9 protein-coding genes are annotated in these 18064 nt (G+C 68.3%); 3 read left to right on the top strand and 6 right to left on the bottom strand.

Annotated features, from left to right (window positions below):
- Nucleotides 1–17 precede the first annotated feature (17 nt).
- Both C5B91_RS07010 and C5B91_RS07005 read right to left on the bottom strand, forming a co-directional pair.
- Nucleotides 18–503 (bottom strand): SRPBCC family protein, encoded by a 486-nt coding sequence (locus C5B91_RS07010; RefSeq protein WP_049968550.1) that lies wholly within the window; start codon nucleotides 501–503, stop codon nucleotides 18–20.
- A gap of 106 nt (nucleotides 504–609) precedes the next feature.
- Nucleotides 610–5145, bottom strand: coding sequence for a glycoside hydrolase family 15 protein (locus tag C5B91_RS07005; RefSeq protein WP_115819286.1), 4536 nt, complete (start codon nucleotides 5143–5145; stop codon nucleotides 610–612).
- Nucleotides 5146–5319: 174 nt separating this feature from the next.
- On the opposite strand from C5B91_RS07005, the gene malA reads away from it, so the two are divergent.
- From malA to C5B91_RS06990, 3 genes are all read left to right on the top strand, one after another.
- A complete protein-coding gene (malA, locus tag C5B91_RS07000; RefSeq protein WP_304999679.1) occupies nucleotides 5320–7353 on the top strand; it encodes an alpha-amylase MalA in 2034 nt (677 codons plus the stop codon).
- 137 nt (nucleotides 7354–7490) lie between these two features.
- Nucleotides 7491–9947, top strand: coding sequence for a glucosylglycerol hydrolase (gene gghA, locus C5B91_RS06995; RefSeq protein WP_115819284.1), 2457 nt, complete (start codon nucleotides 7491–7493; stop codon nucleotides 9945–9947).
- A gap of 281 nt (nucleotides 9948–10228) precedes the next feature.
- Nucleotides 10229–11527, top strand: coding sequence for an MFS transporter (locus C5B91_RS06990; RefSeq protein ID WP_008093705.1), 1299 nt, complete (start codon nucleotides 10229–10231; stop codon nucleotides 11525–11527).
- A 129-nt stretch (nucleotides 11528–11656) separates the two neighbouring features.
- Here the strand turns inward: C5B91_RS06990 and C5B91_RS06985 are convergent, their stop codons facing one another.
- Genes C5B91_RS06985 through C5B91_RS06970 form a run of 4 tightly spaced genes read right to left on the bottom strand, consistent with a single transcriptional unit; the run spans nucleotide 11657 to nucleotide 17935 of the window.
- Complete coding sequence (locus C5B91_RS06985; RefSeq protein ID WP_115819283.1) at nucleotides 11657–13999, bottom strand: glycosyltransferase family 39 protein; 2343 nt, start codon at nucleotides 13997–13999, stop codon at nucleotides 11657–11659.
- A 2-nt stretch (nucleotides 14000–14001) separates the two neighbouring features.
- Complete coding sequence (locus C5B91_RS06980) at nucleotides 14002–15174, bottom strand: ABC transporter ATP-binding protein (RefSeq protein WP_008093703.1); 1173 nt, start codon at nucleotides 15172–15174, stop codon at nucleotides 14002–14004.
- On the bottom strand, nucleotides 15164–16759 hold the full coding sequence (locus C5B91_RS06975) for an iron ABC transporter permease (protein ID WP_008093702.1): 1596 nt from the start codon (nucleotides 16757–16759) through the stop codon (nucleotides 15164–15166). Before C5B91_RS06975 ends, C5B91_RS06980 begins: the two co-directional genes overlap by 11 nt.
- A gap of 12 nt (nucleotides 16760–16771) precedes the next feature.
- Nucleotides 16772–17935, bottom strand: coding sequence for an iron ABC transporter substrate-binding protein (locus tag C5B91_RS06970; protein ID WP_115819282.1), 1164 nt, complete (start codon nucleotides 17933–17935; stop codon nucleotides 16772–16774).
- Between the last annotated feature and the right edge of the window lie 129 nt (nucleotides 17936–18064).

Raw genomic sequence — 18064 nt, 5'->3', positions numbered from 1 at the left:
CGTCCGACTGCCCGTCTCTATTCTTCTTCCAACAGCCGCTTCGTCTCGGCGTGGCGCGCGCGGAACATCCCCTCGAAGCCGACGCCGCCGAAGACGCCCGCGAGGTCGCCGAGCGGGCCGAACGGCAACTCGTACTCCACGCGGTCTTCGAGAATCGTCTCGTCGCCGTCGGCGACGAAGCGGTGGGTGTGGACCCACCGCGAGAAGGGGCCGCCAACCATGTCGTCACGGAACCACGCCGTTCCCTCGCCCGACTCGCGGTCGAGGATGCGCGAGGTCCATCGCTGGCGCGGGCCGACGCCGAACGGTCGCATCGACATCTCGATTTCCGTCCCGGAAACGAGTTCGTCGGGGTCCTCCTCGCCGTCGGGGCCGCGGACCGACTCGATTTCGAGGTTCATCCACGCCGGGGTGAGCGCCTCCAGTCCGGACACCGCGGAGTGGAACTCCCAGACGCGTTCGAGCGGGGCGGCGATTCGAGTTCGACGCTGGTAGACCGGCATACCCGACCGTTAGGCTGGAGACGGAAAAGCGGTGCTGGCGGAATCGGTCAAAAACGGAAGCAAATCGCCGACCGCGAGAGTCGGTGGCCGGTCGCCTCGCGCCGCCTCAGAGGGTGAAGCGCGAGACGGTCGTGCCGGCTTTCGTCAGGTCTTCGTGGGTCGCCGCGGCGACCGTCACCTGGTTCTCGCCGTACTCGATGGCGACTTCGACTTCGAACGTCCCGTCGTCGGGTTCGACGAGTCGGGTCTCGCCGGGCGTCTTGACCGCGACGACGGCGGCGTCGGTCTGTCCGGTGACGACGAGTTTGTCGCCTTTGAAGCGCGTGCTCACGCGGAGCGACGGCCCGTTCGGGCGGTCGGACTCGGCGTATCGCTCGCGGAGGAACGCGGGCGTCTCGACGGGTTCGCCGGCCTCGACGCCGTGGGCGAGGCGGATGAACTGGGCCATCGACCACGCCAGCGGCGTCGCGCTGCCGGTTCCCTCGCCGAACTCCCAGTTGTAGTCGGTCGCGTGTTCGCGGTCCCAGACCTGCTCTGCGAGCATGCGGCCGGAGTTGGCGAAGGCGGCCATCGTCCGCAGCAGGTTGTCCGGCGCGAGGTCGCCCTCCTCGGTCCCGGCGAGCAGTTCGTACTCGCCGCGCTCGCCGGTGAAGATGGGCCAGAGCCGACCTTTCCCTTTGGCGTCGACGGACCACGGCGCGCCCTCTTCGTCGCGCTCGCGCTCGCCGTAGCCGTCGCCATTGTACCGGTAGAACGCCGGCCCGTGGGGCGTGTCGACGCGGATGGTCTCGTCGACTTCCTTCACGGAGTTCCGGATTATCTCGTCGTCGGCGGGCTTGATGCCGAGGCGGGTGAGTTCGAGGAACCCGGCGTCGATGATCTCGCGCTCGTCGAGCGTCGGCCCGTTGTTCGCGAGCGTCCGCAGGTGCCCGGCGTCGGGTTCGCCGTCGCGAGTGACGCGGACGTAGTACGGCGTGTGCGTGTTGCGGTCGGTGCCGGTCCGCGTCGCGGTCCAGTCGTCGACGCGCTCTGTCCAGTCGTCGGCCAGCGCCAGCCAGACGAGCGCGTCCTCGGTATGGCCCTCGTCCAGCGCGATTGACGCCGCACAGCCGAGGCCGGCGATTTCGGCCGCGATGGACGACGGCGAGTAACCGGCTTCCTCCTCCCAGCGCTCCTGTGCGGTCGGCGGCCCGTTCCGCGCGACGTAGTCGGCGGAGTACTTGACGTTCTCGTAGTCGTAGGCCACGTCGTCGAAGGCGACGCCGCGTTCTTTGAGCATGTACGCCATCACCTGCGGGAACGAGATGTTGTCCATCTGCTCGCCGCCCCAGCGGGTCCGCCCGTTGAGGTAGGTGTTCTGCGGGATGAAGCCGCGGTCGTCCTGCTGGTAGGTGTAGATGTACTCCAGCGCGTCGATGGCCGTCTCGACGTCGCCGACGGCCTCGAAGACGGTGAAGACCTGGTAGAGGTCGCGCGACCAGACGAAGTTGTAGCCGTACCCCTTGGCCTCCTCGGCGGGGACGGCCTCGCCCCACGGCACCGACGGCGAGGCGAGCCCCGCGCCGAGGTAGGTCTTGTCCTCGACCGCCCGCAGGCTCATGAGCGAGGTCTTGTACTGCGCGGCGAGTTCGCCGTCGTCGTCGACCGAGCCGGGGAGCTCCTTGTCGGCGAGGAACTCGGCCCACGAGTCGGTGTAGGCCGCCCGGGCCGTCTCGTAGCCGCGGGTGAGCGCGCCGGCCGCCTCGCCCAGCGCGGCGGCGGTGTCGGCGTGTTCGGCGAAGCCGAGCGCCAGCGTCTCGCCGAGTTCGTCGCCCGTGCCGATGCGTCCGACGAGCACGACGTTCTCGTCGTCGACGCGCTCTTGGGCGCTCGGGAGTTCGCCCTTCGAGAAGAAGTCCGCGAGGTACCGCGAGCCGGCGACGCCGACGGTGGCCCACTCGAACCGGCCGGCGGCGGTGAGCGCGATGGCGACGCTGTACTCCCTGCCGTCTTGGTCGATGAGAAGCGGTTCGTGGCCGTCGCCGGCGTCGAACGCGCCCGCGTCGCGGGCGACGAGGTGATAGCTCCCGAGTTGGCCGAGGCGGATGCTGCGGTCTTTCGTCCCGGTGTTCGCCAGCGCCGTGTCGGCGATGGTGTACAGCTCGTAGTCGTCGCCGTCGATTGACTCGAACTGCACGTCCGCGAGCATCGCGTCGTGTTCGGGGTCGATGACGTACTCGACGGTGAGCTCCCACTCGTGGCCGCGACCGTCGCCCGTCTCGGTGACGACGTGGCGGAAGACGAGCGCGTCGTCGTCGACGATTTCGGCCCGGCGTTTGACCGTGTCCGCGTGGTCGTCCCGCCGGGTCTCGTTGTGAGTGCGCGCCGTGTACTCGTCGTCGGGGTCGGCGTCGACGACGAGGAAGTCGAGCGTTCGGAGGTTCATCAGGTCGACCCGCGGGAAGCGGACCTCGGTCAGCGCGCCCTCGGTCAGGGTGAACCAGACGCGCGAGGGGTCTTCGGCGTAGTGGTCGGCGACGGTGCCGATGCCGTACTTCTCGCCGGTCGTCCACCGCGGTCGGTTCTCCGGACCGGTCGGCGCGGGCTTCGGCGCTGGGAGCGCGTCGATGTCGGCGAGGATGGCCGTCGTCTCCATCCGGATGGCGTGGGGCCATCCGAGCGGCGTCGCGCTGTCGAAGCTCCCGTCGTCGAACACCTGTTCGGCGAGGTAGCCCGCCTCGGTCGTGAGGGGGCCGTCGGGTTGGAGCAGTTCGTAGAGATTCGTCGCGCGCTCGACGAACCGGCGGCCGTCCTTGCCGATGCGGTCACAGAGGACGCCGAACTTCGCGGCGGCGTTCGCGCCCCACGCGGTCGAGACGGACCAGACCTTCTCGCCGTCCTGTCCGTCGGCGCGCCAGTAGTCGTCCTCGAACCGGACCAGCCCGGCGACGTCGCCGCGGGGGTTGCGGTAGAGGCCCTTGAGCGTCGCAGCCATGTGTTTGACGAGCCGGTTCGCGGTCTTCGATTCGACCTCCTCGATGTCCGCGTAGGCGTCGATGGCGTCGACGAGGGCGAACGTGGCCGAATCGAGGCGGTCGTCGAGTTCGCCGTTCCGATCGATGCGGAGGGCGTAGACTTCGCGCTCTTCGGACCACAGTTCGTCGAGTCCCTCGTACACCGCGGTCGCCTGCTCGGCGGCGTGCTCGCGGAGGTCGTCGTTCACGGGCGCGGTGGCGACCGTGGCGTACGCTTGGAGGAACGTCGCGGCCGTGTGCGTGAACCGGCCGCTCATGTTCTCCCACGCGTTCTGACAGGGTTTCGGGAGTCCGTCGGATTCGAGACTGCTGTCGAGCCCCGAGACGCCAGCCGCGACGGTCGAACGGATGCGCCCGACGAGTTCGTCGTCGAGTTCGTCGCGGCGGTCGGCGAGGAGCGACGCGAGCGCGGCGACGACGCTCGCGGTCTGGTCGGCCTGGTACTCCTCGTCACCGGAGCCTTCGACGCGGCCGTGGGCCCAGCCGGGGGCGACGGTCCCGTCGACGGCCCAGACGCGGTGAGGCCAGGTGCCGTCTTCGAGCTGCGTCTTGCAGTAGAACTCGGCGCTCGTTCCGAGGCGGTCGCCGAGGCCGAGACTGAAGGCGTCGTCGGCGTGCGCGAGCGCCTGCGTGACCTCGGCGTCGTCGCGGAACCACGTGTAGCCGTAGCCGCCGGAGTGGGCGTAGAACGGGTCGAACTCCGGCCCGGCGATGCGCGCGCCGCTGGGCGCGGTCAGAAGCGACAGCGCCCGGAGGTCGGCGCGGACGATTCGCTCGCGCGGCGTCCCGTCGGGGACGAACACCTCGGCCTGCTCGCGGGCGGCTTCTCGGAGCGCGTCGGCGGTCGCGTGCTGGACCGAACAGTATCTGAGGTCGGCGAGGGCGTCGGTCCGAGCCATCTCGTTGTGGTCCGAAAGCTGGGTGACGAGGGTCGTCCGAGCGGCGCGGCCCTCCTGTTCGAGCGGGGCGCTGACGACGACGTCACCCGAGAGGTGGGTGTCCTCGTAGCGGTCGAGGACGGCCTCTCGCGGGAAGTCGAAACTGTCGTCGGAGAGAATCTCGTCGAACCGCTCGGGTATCTGGCCGCGAACGTCGGTGAGGCCGGTCGACGCGGTGACGTAGTCGTGTTCGTTTCGGTGGAACACCTCGACCGCTTGGGTGTCGTTCGGGCCGCCGGCCTCGTGGATGAGACGGCCGACCCGCGTCTCTCGGCCTTCGGGGGCGAAGGTGAGAAAGGCGGTCAGGTGGGCGTCGGTGGGAATCGCGCCGCGAAGCTCGACGTGAGTCACGTGGGCGCGACCGAGCGTCAGGTCGTACTGGTGGACGGTGTACTCCCCGGCGTCGTACTCGGTCTCGACGAGGCTCGTCTCCCGGTAGTAGTGCTGCCGCACGGACTCCAACTCGTCGAACCAGTGTGTCTCGCCGTCCGCCTCGATGCCGAACCGAGAGCGGTCGATACCGTAGAGGCCCGAAAGCGAAGCAGAGTAATCCCGGAGAGACCCATCGAGGCCGACGTAGACGAGCCGGTCCCCGTGACCGGAGAACGCCCCGTCCGAGGTCCGACACTCCTCTGGGAAGCGTCCGCCCCGGTCGCGTTTGTATTCGTTTAAGGCGGTCCGAAGTCGCATAGAGGTAGACGAGGGTCTCGAACCATAAGTATTGGCCGCCCATCTTCCATCATTTATGCCTGCAAACCGACGAATTCGGGGGACGCCGAGGCGACTCGGTAGAACCCGTCTCCAACCGGAACCTCGGGTCCATCAGGGGTAAACTCAAAGTCACCCGGCACGTTGATTGTGAGTATGCAACACCCAGGACCGCCGCAGTTCATGGCTGTCGGCGAGTCAGTACAACTCGCACCTCGCGACCCCGACCCCGACGCCGACTACTCGTGGCGGGTTCGGAGCGCGCCGGTCGCCAGCAGTCTCGAACTCGACGAAGACACCGCAGTCGTACAGTTCACGCCCGACGCGGCCGGCCGCTACGTCGTCGAACTCGACGCGCCCGACGCGACGCACACGCTCACTGTCCGGGTCTTCCCCGGTTCCTACCTGCCCGCCGGCTCCGTCAGGAGCGGCGCGAGCGGGATGAGCGGGATGAGCGGCTACAGCGGACAGAGCGGCTCCGCACGCCCGACTGGGTTCAGCGGCGGCGCGTCCGGCTCCGGAAGCGGTGCCGGCGACGCCCAGCGGGGACGGGGCGGTCGGCCGCGCATCAGGCTCGACGCGACCGTCGAAGACGGCGTCGTCGTCGTCCGCGCGGACCCGCAACCGAACCCCGACAGCGACACCGGCCGCGACGACCTCGTGGTCGAGTTCGTCGTCGACGACCGCGACGAGATCGACGACGCGGCCGTCGAGACCGACGGCTGGGAACTCCGGGTCCCGCTTTCGGCGGTCGGCGACCGACTCCGCGTCCACGCGGTCGCCCTCGACGAGACGTACAGCGTGCCCGACACCGTCACCGTCGAGCGCGAGGCCGTCGCCGACGGCGGATTCGCCGAGACGGAGACAGAAGCGGTCCAGACCGACGTAACCGGCCACGTAGACGGCTCCGGCGCGGGAAGCGCGTCCGTCTCCCGCCCCAACGACCCGCCGCAGTGGGCACAGGAGGTGACGCTCTACGAAATTTACGTCCGCGGCTACGCCTCCGATGTCGAGGGCGTCGACAACACCTTCGAGGCGCTCGAAACCAGACTCGACTACCTCGAATCGCTCGGCGTCGACTGCCTGTGGCTCACGCCCGTCCTCCAGAACGACCACGCGCCCCACGGCTACAACATCGTTGACTTCTACGACATTGCGGAGGACCTCGGCACCCGCGAGGACTACGAACAGTTCGTCGAGGCCGCTCACGACCGCGGCATGAAGGTGCTTTTCGACCTCGTGCTCAACCACTCCGCCCGCGCCCACCCGTTCTTCGAAGACGCCTACAAGAACCCCGACTCGGAGTACTACGACTGGTACGAGTGGCAGGAGAGCGGCGAGCCGGGCACCTACTTCGACTGGGAGTACATCGCCAACTTCGACCACCGGAACCTCGAAGTCCGGCGCTACCTGCTCGACGCGGTGGACATGTGGGCCGAGGTGGTCGACGGCTTTCGCTGCGACATGGCGTGGGCCGTCCCCGACACGTTCTGGCAGGAGATTCGCGACCGCGTGAAGGCGAAAGACCCCGAGTTCCTGCTTCTGGACGAGACCATCCCGTACATCGCCGACTTCCACGAGGGCATGTTCGACATGCACTTCGACACGACGCTGTACTTCACGCTCCGGCAGGTCGGCCGCGGCGACGAGCCCGCCGAACGGATTCTCGACGCCGTCGAACAGCGCACGCAGGTCGGCTTCCCCGACCACGCGGCGTTCATGCTCTATCTCGAAAACCACGACGAGACGCGCTACATCGTCGAGTGCGGCGAGGACGAGGCGCTGGCCGCCGCGGGCGCGCTCTTTACGCTCCCCGGCGTGCCGATGGTCTACGGCGGACAGGAAATCGGCCAGCGCGGCCGTCGGGACGCCCTCGCGTGGGACCACGCCCGCGACGACATCCGCGAGCACTACGAGCGACTCATCGAACTCCGCGACGAGACGCCCGCGCTCCGGTACGACGGGACGTTCCGCCGCATCGACTACGAGGCCGACTCCGACCGCGCGGTCGCGTTCGTCCGCGACCACGACGACGGCTCGTACCTCTGTGCGCTCAACTTCGCACCCGGTTCGACCACGGTCGACGTCGGCGACCTCGCGGTCGACGCGACCGACGTCATCTCCGGTGACTCCGTCGCCGTCGAGGGTGGTATCCGCGTCGATGACGTGGTCGTCTGCCCGCTCGCGTAACGTCTCTCGCCCCGTTTTTCGACCGTCTCGAATCCCGGATTTCCCATCTCGCGTCCCGGTTCCCGCCCATCGTTCGGTCGCCGCTCCGGCTTCGACTCCACCTCTGCCTCCGTTCGGCCCGACCAGCCCGATTCACCATGAGCACGAACTCCCCCACCCCGACCCTGCACGCCGACCGAACCGACGTCCTCGCCTCGTGGCACGAGGCGGTCGTCGAGAGCAACGACGACGACTTCGCGGCCGCCAAGGCGCTGACGACGAAACTCGGCGCGCACGTTCACGACGGTGTCGTCGAGTTCGGTTTCTGGACGCCGGACCTCGTCGAGGCCGGCGTCTCCGAGGCCGCGGTCGAACTGGAACTCCTGACGCCGCCGGCCGACCTCGACCCCGGCGAGACCGACCATCGGCGCGTGGCGTTCGACCGCCACCGCGTCCCGATGCGCCGGGTCGGCGAGTACCACTGGGCGGCCGTCGAGGGCGTTCGCGCCGGCACTCGCGACACCCTCGGCGCGCTCTACCGACTCGTCTACGAGGGCGACGACGGCGAGGAGCGAACGGTTCAGGACCCCGTCGCGTACTCGGTCCCGTTCGGGGCGTTCGCGCCCGCCGAGGTGTACGACCTCGACAGGCTGGACGAGACCCGCGCCGACCGCGACTACTTCGAGGCGCTCGGGACCGACGACGAGCGGGTCGCCACGACCGAGGACAGCGGCCTCCCGCGCATCGACCCCGCGACGAGCATGCTCGAAATTCACCCCGGAACCGCCACGGCGCGCGGGTCGCTCGCCGGCCTCGCCGAGGTGTACGAGGGAATCGCCGCGAAACAGCGCGCCGGCGACGACCTCGTCCCGTGGGAGCGCGCCTTCGCCGGCTACGACGGGATTCAGCTGATGCCCGTCGAGCCGCTGACCGAGAACGAGGAGGAACACGACTTCTGGAGCGTCGCCGACGACTCGGCCGCCGAGGCGACGGTCGACGTCGCCCGTCCCGAACTGATAAACTGGGGCTACGACATCGTCGTCAGCGCCTTTTCCGCGCCGAACCCGGCGGTCCTCGAGACCGGCCGTCCGGACGAACTGGTCGACTTCATCGCCGCGTGCCACGACCTCCCGCGACCGATAAAGGTCGTCTTCGACATCGCGCTCGGGCACGCCGACAACCGCGGCGCGGAACTCCTCTCGGACCGGTACGTCCTCGGTCCGGGGATGTACGGCAAGCACCTCGACTACACGGAACCGACCGCGCGCGCCGTCTTCTTGGAGATGCAGCGGCGCAAGATGGACTTCGGTGCCGACGGCATCCGCGTCGACGGCGCGCAGGACTTCACCTCCCACGACCCTGAGACGGGCGAAATGTACCACGACGACGACTTCCTCGCGGAGATGGACCGCGTGACCCAGGAGGTCGCCGGCACGGAGTACCGGCCGTGGATGATTTACGAGGACGGGCGGCCGTGGCCGCGGGAGGACTGGGAACTCGCCTCCTCGTACCGCGCGCTCATCGAGCAACATCCCCACTCGTTCCAGTGGTCGCCCATCACCTTCGCGCACAACACCCCCGCGCTCCTCACCTTCTGGGCGACGAAGTGGTGGCGCGTCCGCGAGGTCGGCGAGTTCGGCGGCAACTGGCTGACGGGCGTCGCCAACCACGACACCGTCCGCCGCGGGACCCAAATCGACCCGACGGTCGAGTTCAACCAGTCGCCGGTCAACCCCTACCTCGGCGACGATTACCCGGAGACGCTGGACGAGGCGTACGACAACGCCGCGTCGTCGATGCTGTTTCACTGCTTCCTGCCGGGCGTCCCGATGGACTTCGTCCACGCGAACATGCGCGCGCCGTGGGGGTTCGTCCGCGACACCGACCCGACGTGGAACGTCAAGGTCGTCTCCGACGAGTCGAAGTTCTGCTACTGGCAGGTGCGCGACGAGGACTTCGAGGACGACCGCTTCTTCCGGCGCGTGAAGGGCCTCGGCTTCGATTCCCGCGAGGAACTGTTGACCTTCATGAACGCCCTCTCCTCGGCGGTCGGCGCGACCGACTACGACCTCGACGTGATGGCGGCTATGCTCTCGGCGATGGACCAACCGCTCGGCGACGACCTCTCGGCCGCGGACCTCGAAGCATACGGCGACGCGTGGATGCGCGACGTGCACGACTTCGCGAACCTCGACCACTGGCGCGACGAACAGGACGACGAGCGGACCGCCTTCCGCCTCGAAACCCGCGAGTTCCGCCACGACCGCCCGTGGCTCATCGCCGACCTCGACGACGACGACGACTACTTCGCCTACCGCCACCCGACCGACGGGACGGTCCTCTACTACGGCTTCCGGACCGCCCCGGACGAGGGTGATAGAGAGCAGTTGCTCTTCGCCGCCAATATGGAGGGCGTCCCCATCGAGGTGTCGCCAGCGAGGCTCGCCGACGACGCCGCCGAAGACGAGAACGCGCCCGCGATTCCGACCGACGGCTGGGAGCCGGCGTTAGTCGCTCCCGGCGTCGAGGAACCCGACGACTCGACCGCCCCGTCCGACCCGCTCGCGGTCGCACTCGCCAACGGGGCGGCCGTCGTCTGGCGTCGCGACCCGTAACGACCGACGAGAACTCACCACCAGATTCATATTCTCAGAGTGTTTTTGGACGTATGTCCACAGTACAACTCGGTATATTATCGAATAATATTGGTAATATTGTTTCTATCTGGTCCAGTTCTCTAAACATTCGATAAGTGTTTATGGGACATTGTGGGCAGAGTTTTTCAATTAGAACTCTGTGCTATCCGCTACATGATGTCCAAATCAATGCAAGAAAAAGGTAGAATAATACACGATTGTGCTACTGTGTCGGGGGTGGGCGTATGGGTCTCGTAAAGATGACCAAGTGGCGGACGCTGCTTCTCGCCACTATCGGGTTCAACTTCTCCTTCCTCATCTGGTTCTCGTTCGCGCCCTTCACGGGGCCGATGGCGGAGGAGTTCGGGCTCTCGCTCGCGGAAATCGGTATCTTGGCGAGCGCGGCAATCTGGCTCGCGCCCTTCGGCCGCATCCTCACCGGCTGGCTCTCCGATAAGTTCGGCGCGCCGGTGGTGTTCGCTATCGTCCTCGGCTACGTCGGGGTGTTCTCGATGGCGAGCGCCTTCGCCGAGAGCTACACCGTGTTCTTCATCGAACGCCTCATCGTCGCCACGGCGGGCATCACGTTCGTCATCGGCATCCAGCACGTCTCCGAGTGGTTCGAAGAGGAGAACCTCGGCATGGCCGAGGGAATCTACGCCGGCGTCGGGAACGCCGGTGCCGCCGGCGGTGCGCTCATCCTGCCCCGCGTGTTCGGCGCGGACTGGAGCGGGCCGCTCTTCCAGAGCAACTGGCGGGCGGCGTTCTTCTACACCGGTATCGTCTCGATTCTGCTCGCGGTCGCCTACTACGTCCTCGGCGAGGCCGCGGCGACCGACGAGCGTCGGCAGGCGACCGCCGACAACGCGACGCTCAAGCAGTGGGTCCACACGGCCACCCGGTACGGGACCGTCGCGCTCGCGCTCGCTTACGTCATGAGCTTCGGCCTCGAACTCTCGATGAACGGCTGGCTCGCCACCTACTACCGCGAGGCGTTCAACACGAACAACCTCGTGCTCGCGAGCACGTTCGCGGCCACGTTCTCCATCGCGGCCGGCCTGCTCCGTCCCATCGGCGGCTACGTCAGCGACGTGCTGGCGCGCAGGGAGATGGACATCCTGCCCGTGTTCAAGGGCCGCTACCGCGAGCAGTGGACGTTCGTGTCGCTCTCGTTCATCATCGTCTCCATGCTCGCCATGACGCTCGCCGGTCTCTCCGGAGCCGTCCTCATCGCGGTGGCCGCCGGCTTCATGGTCGGCATGGCCTGCGCGTTCGCGGAAGGTGCCATCTTCGCACAGGTTCCGGCGATGTTCCCCAACAGCTCCGGGGCCGTCGCGGGCGTCGTCGGCGGTGTCGGTACCATCGGCGGCATCGCTTACCCGCTCGTCTACTCGTCGGTGCTCCTGCCGAACCTGCACGTCGGCTACGCGCTCGTCGCGGCGACGATGGTTCCCATCGTCCTCCTGAACGCGTGGGTCTACCGCCCGCACATCGCGAAGCGCGCGACTATCGACGGCTTCCTCGGCTCGTCGGGCGCGACCGGCCCGGCGGACGATTGAGTCGCCGACTGCGACGACCGCGACACGTCTGTCCGCGGCACCGACCGCGGACGAACCGAACGAACTCGAACCGAATCACGGTTTCATTTTTCATCCGACGCCAAGCGCCCGAGAGCTCCCGGCTCTCGCTCAGGCGACGCGCGCGTCAGTCTCGACCGAGACGCCGTCGAGGTAGTCGCCGTCGGGACCGACCCACTCGCCTTCGGTCCCACAGTCGGTGGTCAGCCGGCAGACGCGGGTCTCCGGCGGCCAGACGACGCGAACCTCGTCGCCGGAGCGCTCGACCGTCACGGTCTGTCGGTACGTGACCGTCTCGCCGAAGTCGCCGACGTAGGTCACCGCGAGGTCGACCTCGCTCGCGCCCGGCGGAATCGACAGCCGCTGGGGGCCGGCGGCGAGCGGGCGGTTCGTCACGGCCACGCCGTCGGGCGAGAACGACCACTCGACGGTCAGGCTCTCGGCCATCGCCGCGTCGTAGCGGGCGTAGCCCTCGTCGGTCTCGACGCGAATCGACACCGTGTTCGTCCCCTCGGGCGCGCCGAGCGTCGTCGTCGCGTCGACCCGCTCGCCCGACAGCACGTCGAGTCGGGTCAGTTCCGGCTCGACGGCGTCCACCGCTCCGGTCCACGTCCCTCGATAGGTGAACCGGTACGGGGTCCGATTCGTCGCGTCGAGGACCGCGAAGTCCTGTTCGGCCCCGTCGTCGATGGCGTACACCACCGGGCCGTCGAAGCCGGGGTCGTTGCGGAGTGTCTGGAAGGGATGAGCCGACCAGTCGCCGTAGGGGTCGGGGTGGAAGACGAGCGCCTTCGTCTCGTTGCCCGTCGCGGCCGAGTCACCTCCGAGTCCGATGCCGCCACCGCTCCCGAGACCGCCGGTACCGACGCTTGGAACCGACGGCGTCAGCGGCGGGTGTTCGAAGCCGGCGTCGAGGAGCGGTTCGTAGGTCGCCGCAAGGTTCTCGGTTCGGAGTCGGTTCTCGTCGTAGGGCTCCTCGACCGCCCCGACCGTCACGCCGCCGGCGACGAGCGCCGAGACGAGGAGCACCGAGAAGACGACGCCCCGGGCCTCCGAGGCCGAAAAGCGGCGGTGGGCCAGCCGGCGGAGGAGGCGAGCGCCGGCGACGACTCCGGCCGCGCCGAACACCGCGAGCGGGACGAGCGCGTCGAAGTGATAGAACGGCCCGAGGAGGTCGATGAGACCGTTTCGAAGGCCGTTGTGCGTCCCCCAGAAGGCGGCGTTGCCGACGAACACCGAGGCGAACACGCCCGCGACGACGCAGGCGAGGGCGTCGTCTGAGAGTTCGGTGAAGGCGCGGTCGCGCCCACCGAGGCCGTGGTGTCGTCGTCTCGCGCTCCCGCGGAGGTTCCGGCCGGTCTTGTGACCCCACCAGCGGTGGGCCGTGACGCCGAGGCCGAACACCGCGGCGACGGAGCCAAGCCAGCCCATCGGGCCCCACTGCGTCACGAGCAGGTCGAGCGCCTCGATTGCGGTCTCAACCCCTCGTTCGGGCGTATAGACGACTTCGTAGCCGAGGATGGCCCGCTCGCCGAAGCCGATGCCGTCCCGCGGGGCGAAGGCGATGTAGGGGAACGTGAGCGGGTCGCCCGTCACGACGGCGTTGTAGGCGAGCGTCAGGCCGACGAACGCGAGTCCGGGGAGCGCGATGGCGGCGTACCGGCGGAAGACGACCCAGCCAGTCCCCGCGCGGCGGGCTGTCGCGAGCGCCCACAGCGAGTGGGCGATGAACGGCAGGGCGAACAGCACGGCGGTGTAGGGGCGGGCGAAGAACGCCGCGCCGACGAGCGCACCGGCGACGACGGCGTAGCCCGAGGAGTCGCGACGAGCGGCCCGGACGTAGCAGACGGCGAAGCCGAGGTTGAGCATCGTCGTCGGCGCGTACGCGAGGAACGTCGACGAAGTGAGCAGAAACAGCGGCGAGAGCCCGAGCAGCCCCGCCGCGACGACTCCGGTCGTCCGGTCGAACGCGTCGGCGGCGAGCGCGTAGACCAACGCGGCGGACATCGCGGCGATGGCTCCCAACACGAGGTTCGGAAGCCCGACCGCGAGACCGACCGCGAACAGCGCCGGCACGGCCGGCGAGTACTTCGAGTAGAGCTGGACGCCGCCGGGGGCGCTCGGCGTCTCCTGCACCACGAAGAACCACGGTCTGACGGCCTCCGTCAGCGGGCCGGGATAGAGGAACAGCTTGCCTTCGAGGAGCATCGCGGCCTGCGTGAGATAGACGCCCTCGTCGTCGTTGACGGTGTGGTACGGAAAGAGGTCGACCGCGAACCACGTCACGACGAGTCCGACGAGAAGCGAGACGCAGAGCGCTGCGAGTCGTCGACGCGTTCGCGTCCGGTCGATGTCGATGGTGAAGTCGACGTCGAACGCGAGCCCGCGGACCGCGGCTCGCATGCGCCCGACCAGCGGGAGGGAATCGCCTGTGTTCGAGTCTCGTCGACCCATCCTCAGTCCGAGTAGGGGCCGGTTTCGGGGCGCTGTTCGCGCGGGAACCACGCGAGCTCGTGGCCGGCGTCGAGCGTCACCTCGACGCAGCCGTCGGTCGGGACGGTCTCGTCGTGGTTGTGCATACACAGGAGGGTGTCGCCGCCGTGGAGTTCGACCTCGTAGAGGATGGTCGGCCCGAGGTAGCGCTTCCCGACGACTTTGCCGTGGCCCTCGCCGCCGTCGCCGCAGGGGTGGGCCGACACGTCGTCCGGGCGGACGAGGATGTCGATGTCGGTGTCGTCGTACTCGGGCGCGAGGCCGTGTATCTGGTCGCGCGCGACCGACCCGAGTTCGGTCTCGACCACACCGCCGGCGATGCGTCCCGGCAGGAACCCGGCGTAGCCGAGGAAGCCGGCGACGAAACGCGATTCGGGGTGCTGGAACACCTGTTCGGGCTCGCCCACCTGTTCGAGGTCGCCGTCGTTCATCACGGCCACGCGGTCGGAGATGGACATCGCCTCCTCCTGGTCGTGGGTGACGGAGACGGCCGTCACGCCGGCTTCCTTGAGGATGCGACGGACCTCCTCGCGCATCTGGACGCGGAGGTCCACGTCGAGGTTCGAGAAGGGCTCGTCGAGAAGCAGGATGGCGGGCTCCGGCGCGAGCGATCGGGCGAGGGCGACCCGCTGTTGCTGGCCGCCGGAGAGCTCGTCGGGGTAGCTGTCGCCTTGGGTTTCCAGTCCCACGAGGTCGAGGAGGTCGCGGACGCGCTCGTCGCGCTCGGCCTCGTCGAGGTCCTTCAGGCCGAAGGCGATGTTCTCGGCCGCGGTGAGGTGCGGGAACAGCGCGAACTCCTGGAAGACGACGCCGACGCCGCGCTCTTCGGGCGCGCGGAAGGTGCCGCCGCCGGAGACGACGTTTCCGTTCAGTCGGACCTCGCCGCCGTCGGGGCGGTCGAGCCCGGCGATGAGCCGGAGCGTCGTCGTCTTGCCGCACCCCGAGGGGCCGAGAAGCGTGAGGATTTCGCCCTCCTCGACGCCGAGCGAGAGGTCGGTGATAACCGACTCGGTCCCGTAGGACTTCGAGACGCCGTCGAGTTCGAGGACGCCGCCGGCGTCCGCGTCCTCGGCCTCGGAGCCGGTGGATTCTGTGCGGTTCGAGCGGTCGGTGGTCGTGAGTGTGCTATTTGACATCGTATCCCTCTTGGGTGATGATGACGAGCATCGAGAGCCCGGAGACGAAAAGCAGGATGAACGCGGGCACGACGGCCTGGCCGAAGTAGCCCTGCTCGTAGGCCGTCCAGATGTGCGTCACGAGCGTGCTGAACCCCGAGGGGCGCAGCAGGAGCGTCGCGGGCAGTTCCTTCATCGTGGTCAGGAAGACGAGCGCCGCGCCGCCGAACAGGCCGGGCGCGACGAGGGGAAGCGTCACGTGACGGAACGCTCCCGACGGGGTCTCCCCGAGCGTCCGCGCCGCCTCGGGGAGCGCGGGGTCGACCCGGAGGAACGACGCCCGGAGCGACCCGATGGCCTGCGGGAGAAAACGGATGACGTACGCGAACACGAGGAGATAGAGCGTCTGGTAGATGGGCGTCGCGTACGAGCTACCGAAGTAGACGAGCGCCAGCCCGAGGACGACGCCCGGCACCGCGTAGCCGACGTAGGTCGCGCGCTCGAAGACGGAACTGAGCCGCGAGGGGTGCCGGGCGGCGAGGTAGGCGACCGGAAGGCCGGCGAGCGTCGCCGCGCCCGCAGTCGCGGCCGCGACGAGGACCGAGTTGAGCGCGTACTCGGGCTGGAACGCGAGCGAGCCACTCGTCGCGGCGACCCCCTGCGCGAGCCACGTAAAGAGGATGCCGAGCGGGACGAGGAGCGCGACGGTGGCGACGAGCGCCGCGAAGCCGAGCGCCGGGTACTTCCACTTCCCGAGCGGCATCGGGCTTCCCGAGCGGCCGCCGGTCGTCGTGCGCTCGTCGCCGCGAATCTGCGATTCGAGGGTCAAGATGAGGAGCGTCACGGCGATGAGCTGGAGCGACAGGAGCGTCGCGGTGTCGCGGCCGAACGTCCCGAACTCCACGTAGATGACGCGGGTGAACGCGTCGAACTTCATGATGGCCGGCGTGCCGAAGTCCGAGAGGACGTACAGCGCCGTCAGGAGCGAGCCGGCGGCCACCGCCGGGCGAATCTGCGGGACCGTCACCCGCTTGAACGACTCCCAGCGGGTGTGGTTCAGGGTCCGCGCGGCGTCGATGAGCGTGGTGTCCATCGACTTGAGCGCGGCCCGGGTGGTGATGAACACGTACGGATACGTGTAGAGCGTCAGCACCAAAACGGCACCGGGTAGTCCGTAGATTTCCGGGAGCGACTCGACGCCGAGCGGGGCCAAGAGCCGCTGGAACGCGCCCCGCGGGCCGAACGCCGAGACGAACGCGAACGCGCCGATGTAACTCGGGATGACGAGCGGCAGCGAGACGACGACGGTCCAAAAGCGTCTGAACGGCAGGTCTGTCCGGACGGTCAGGTACGCCAGCGGGACGCCCAGACCGATGCACGCGGCGGTGACGAGCGTGACGAGGACGGCGCTGTTCAGGAACACCTCGACGGTCGTCGGCCGAGTGACGAGCGCCAGCGCCTCGGCGAACCCCACCTCGAGCGCGGTCTTGACGAGCCACAACAGCGGGACGACGACGGCGGCGGCGACGGCCCCGCTGGCGACGGTCAGGCCGAGCGGTTGCTCGTCGTCTCCCCCACCGGTCCCCGTCTGCTGTTCGGTCGCCATGAGTGAGCTACCTCAGAGAACGCCCACCTCACGCAAGAGTTCCACGGTTCCTTCGAGGTCCGAAAGCTGCGTCAGGTCGAGGCCCTCCGGCGGGCTGAGTTCGTCGATGCCCGGCAGCTCGCCGATGGGGTCGACGCCCGAGACGAGCGGGTACTCGAAGGTCGTCCGCGCGAAGTAGTCCTGCGCCTCGGCCGACAGCAGGTGTCGGACGAAGTTGCTCGCCAGTTCGGAGTCGTCGGCGGTGTCGAGGACGAGCGCGCCCGCAACGTTGAAAATCGAGCCGGCGTCGCCCGCGGTGAAGGCGGTCGAAAGCGGCGCGTTCGTCCGCCCGGCGAGGATGCGCTGGATGTAGTAGTGGTTCGCGAAGCCCGCGCCGATTTCGCCGTCGGCGACGGCCTGCGAGACGAGGAACTCGTCGTTGTACTCCGTGACGCCGAGGTCCTGCATCCCCTGCAGCCACTCTCTCGTGGCCTCCTCGCCTTCGAGGACGCGCATCGCCGTGATGAACGCCTGGAACGAGGAGTACGTGGGTGCCCAGCCGATGTTGTCGCGGAACGCCTCCGTGTCCGGGAAGGCCATGATGTCGTCGGGAATCCCCGATTCGTCGAACTGGTCGGTGTTGAACGGGACGGTCCGGGCGCGACCGGAGGTTCCGGTCCACTGCCCGTCGGGGTCGTGGAACTCGTCGCGGACGAGGTCGAGCACCTCGCTCGGGAGGTCCTGGGTTCGACCGGCGTCCTTCAGCGCGCCGAGCGACCCGGCGTTGACCGAGAAGAACACGTCCGCGGGACTGTTCTGTCCCTCGGTCTGAATCTGGTTGACTAACTCGGTCGCCGAGTTGTACCGCGGGCGGATGGTGAAGTCGTCGTAGTACTCCTCGAAAAAGGAGATAAGTTCGCCGACGAGCGCCTTACCGCGGCCCGAGTAGAGCGTGAGTTCACCCGACAGGTCCGGCATCTCGGCAACGGACACGCCGCCGCTTATGTCGCGGTCGCCGAACGGGGAGCGCCCGGAACCGATCTGTTCGACCTCCCCGCCGGTACCGGACTCGGTCGTCGTCTCCGTCTCTTCGTCGCCGCCGGTACAGCCGGCGAGCGCGCCGACCCCGAGGGCCGCCGTCGTCGCGATGAACCGGCGACGACTGTGGCCGCGAAGCTCTCGGTCGCGTTCTTGCATACATTGATTTAGGTCTCCCTAAACCATTTATACCTGCCGATTCGTCGGGAAAATCGAGCAAATCGCCGGACAAAGAGACGATGGTCGGTCCGGCGACGCGCGGCGGCCGGTCAGCAGTCGGCCGGTTGG

Source organism: Haloferax sp. Atlit-10N, assembly GCF_003586325.1.
Classification (GTDB): domain Archaea; phylum Halobacteriota; class Halobacteria; order Halobacteriales; family Haloferacaceae; genus Haloferax; species Haloferax prahovense.
The sequence above is the reverse complement of the archived record's forward strand: the minus strand, read 5'-3'. Positions and strand labels throughout refer to the sequence as shown.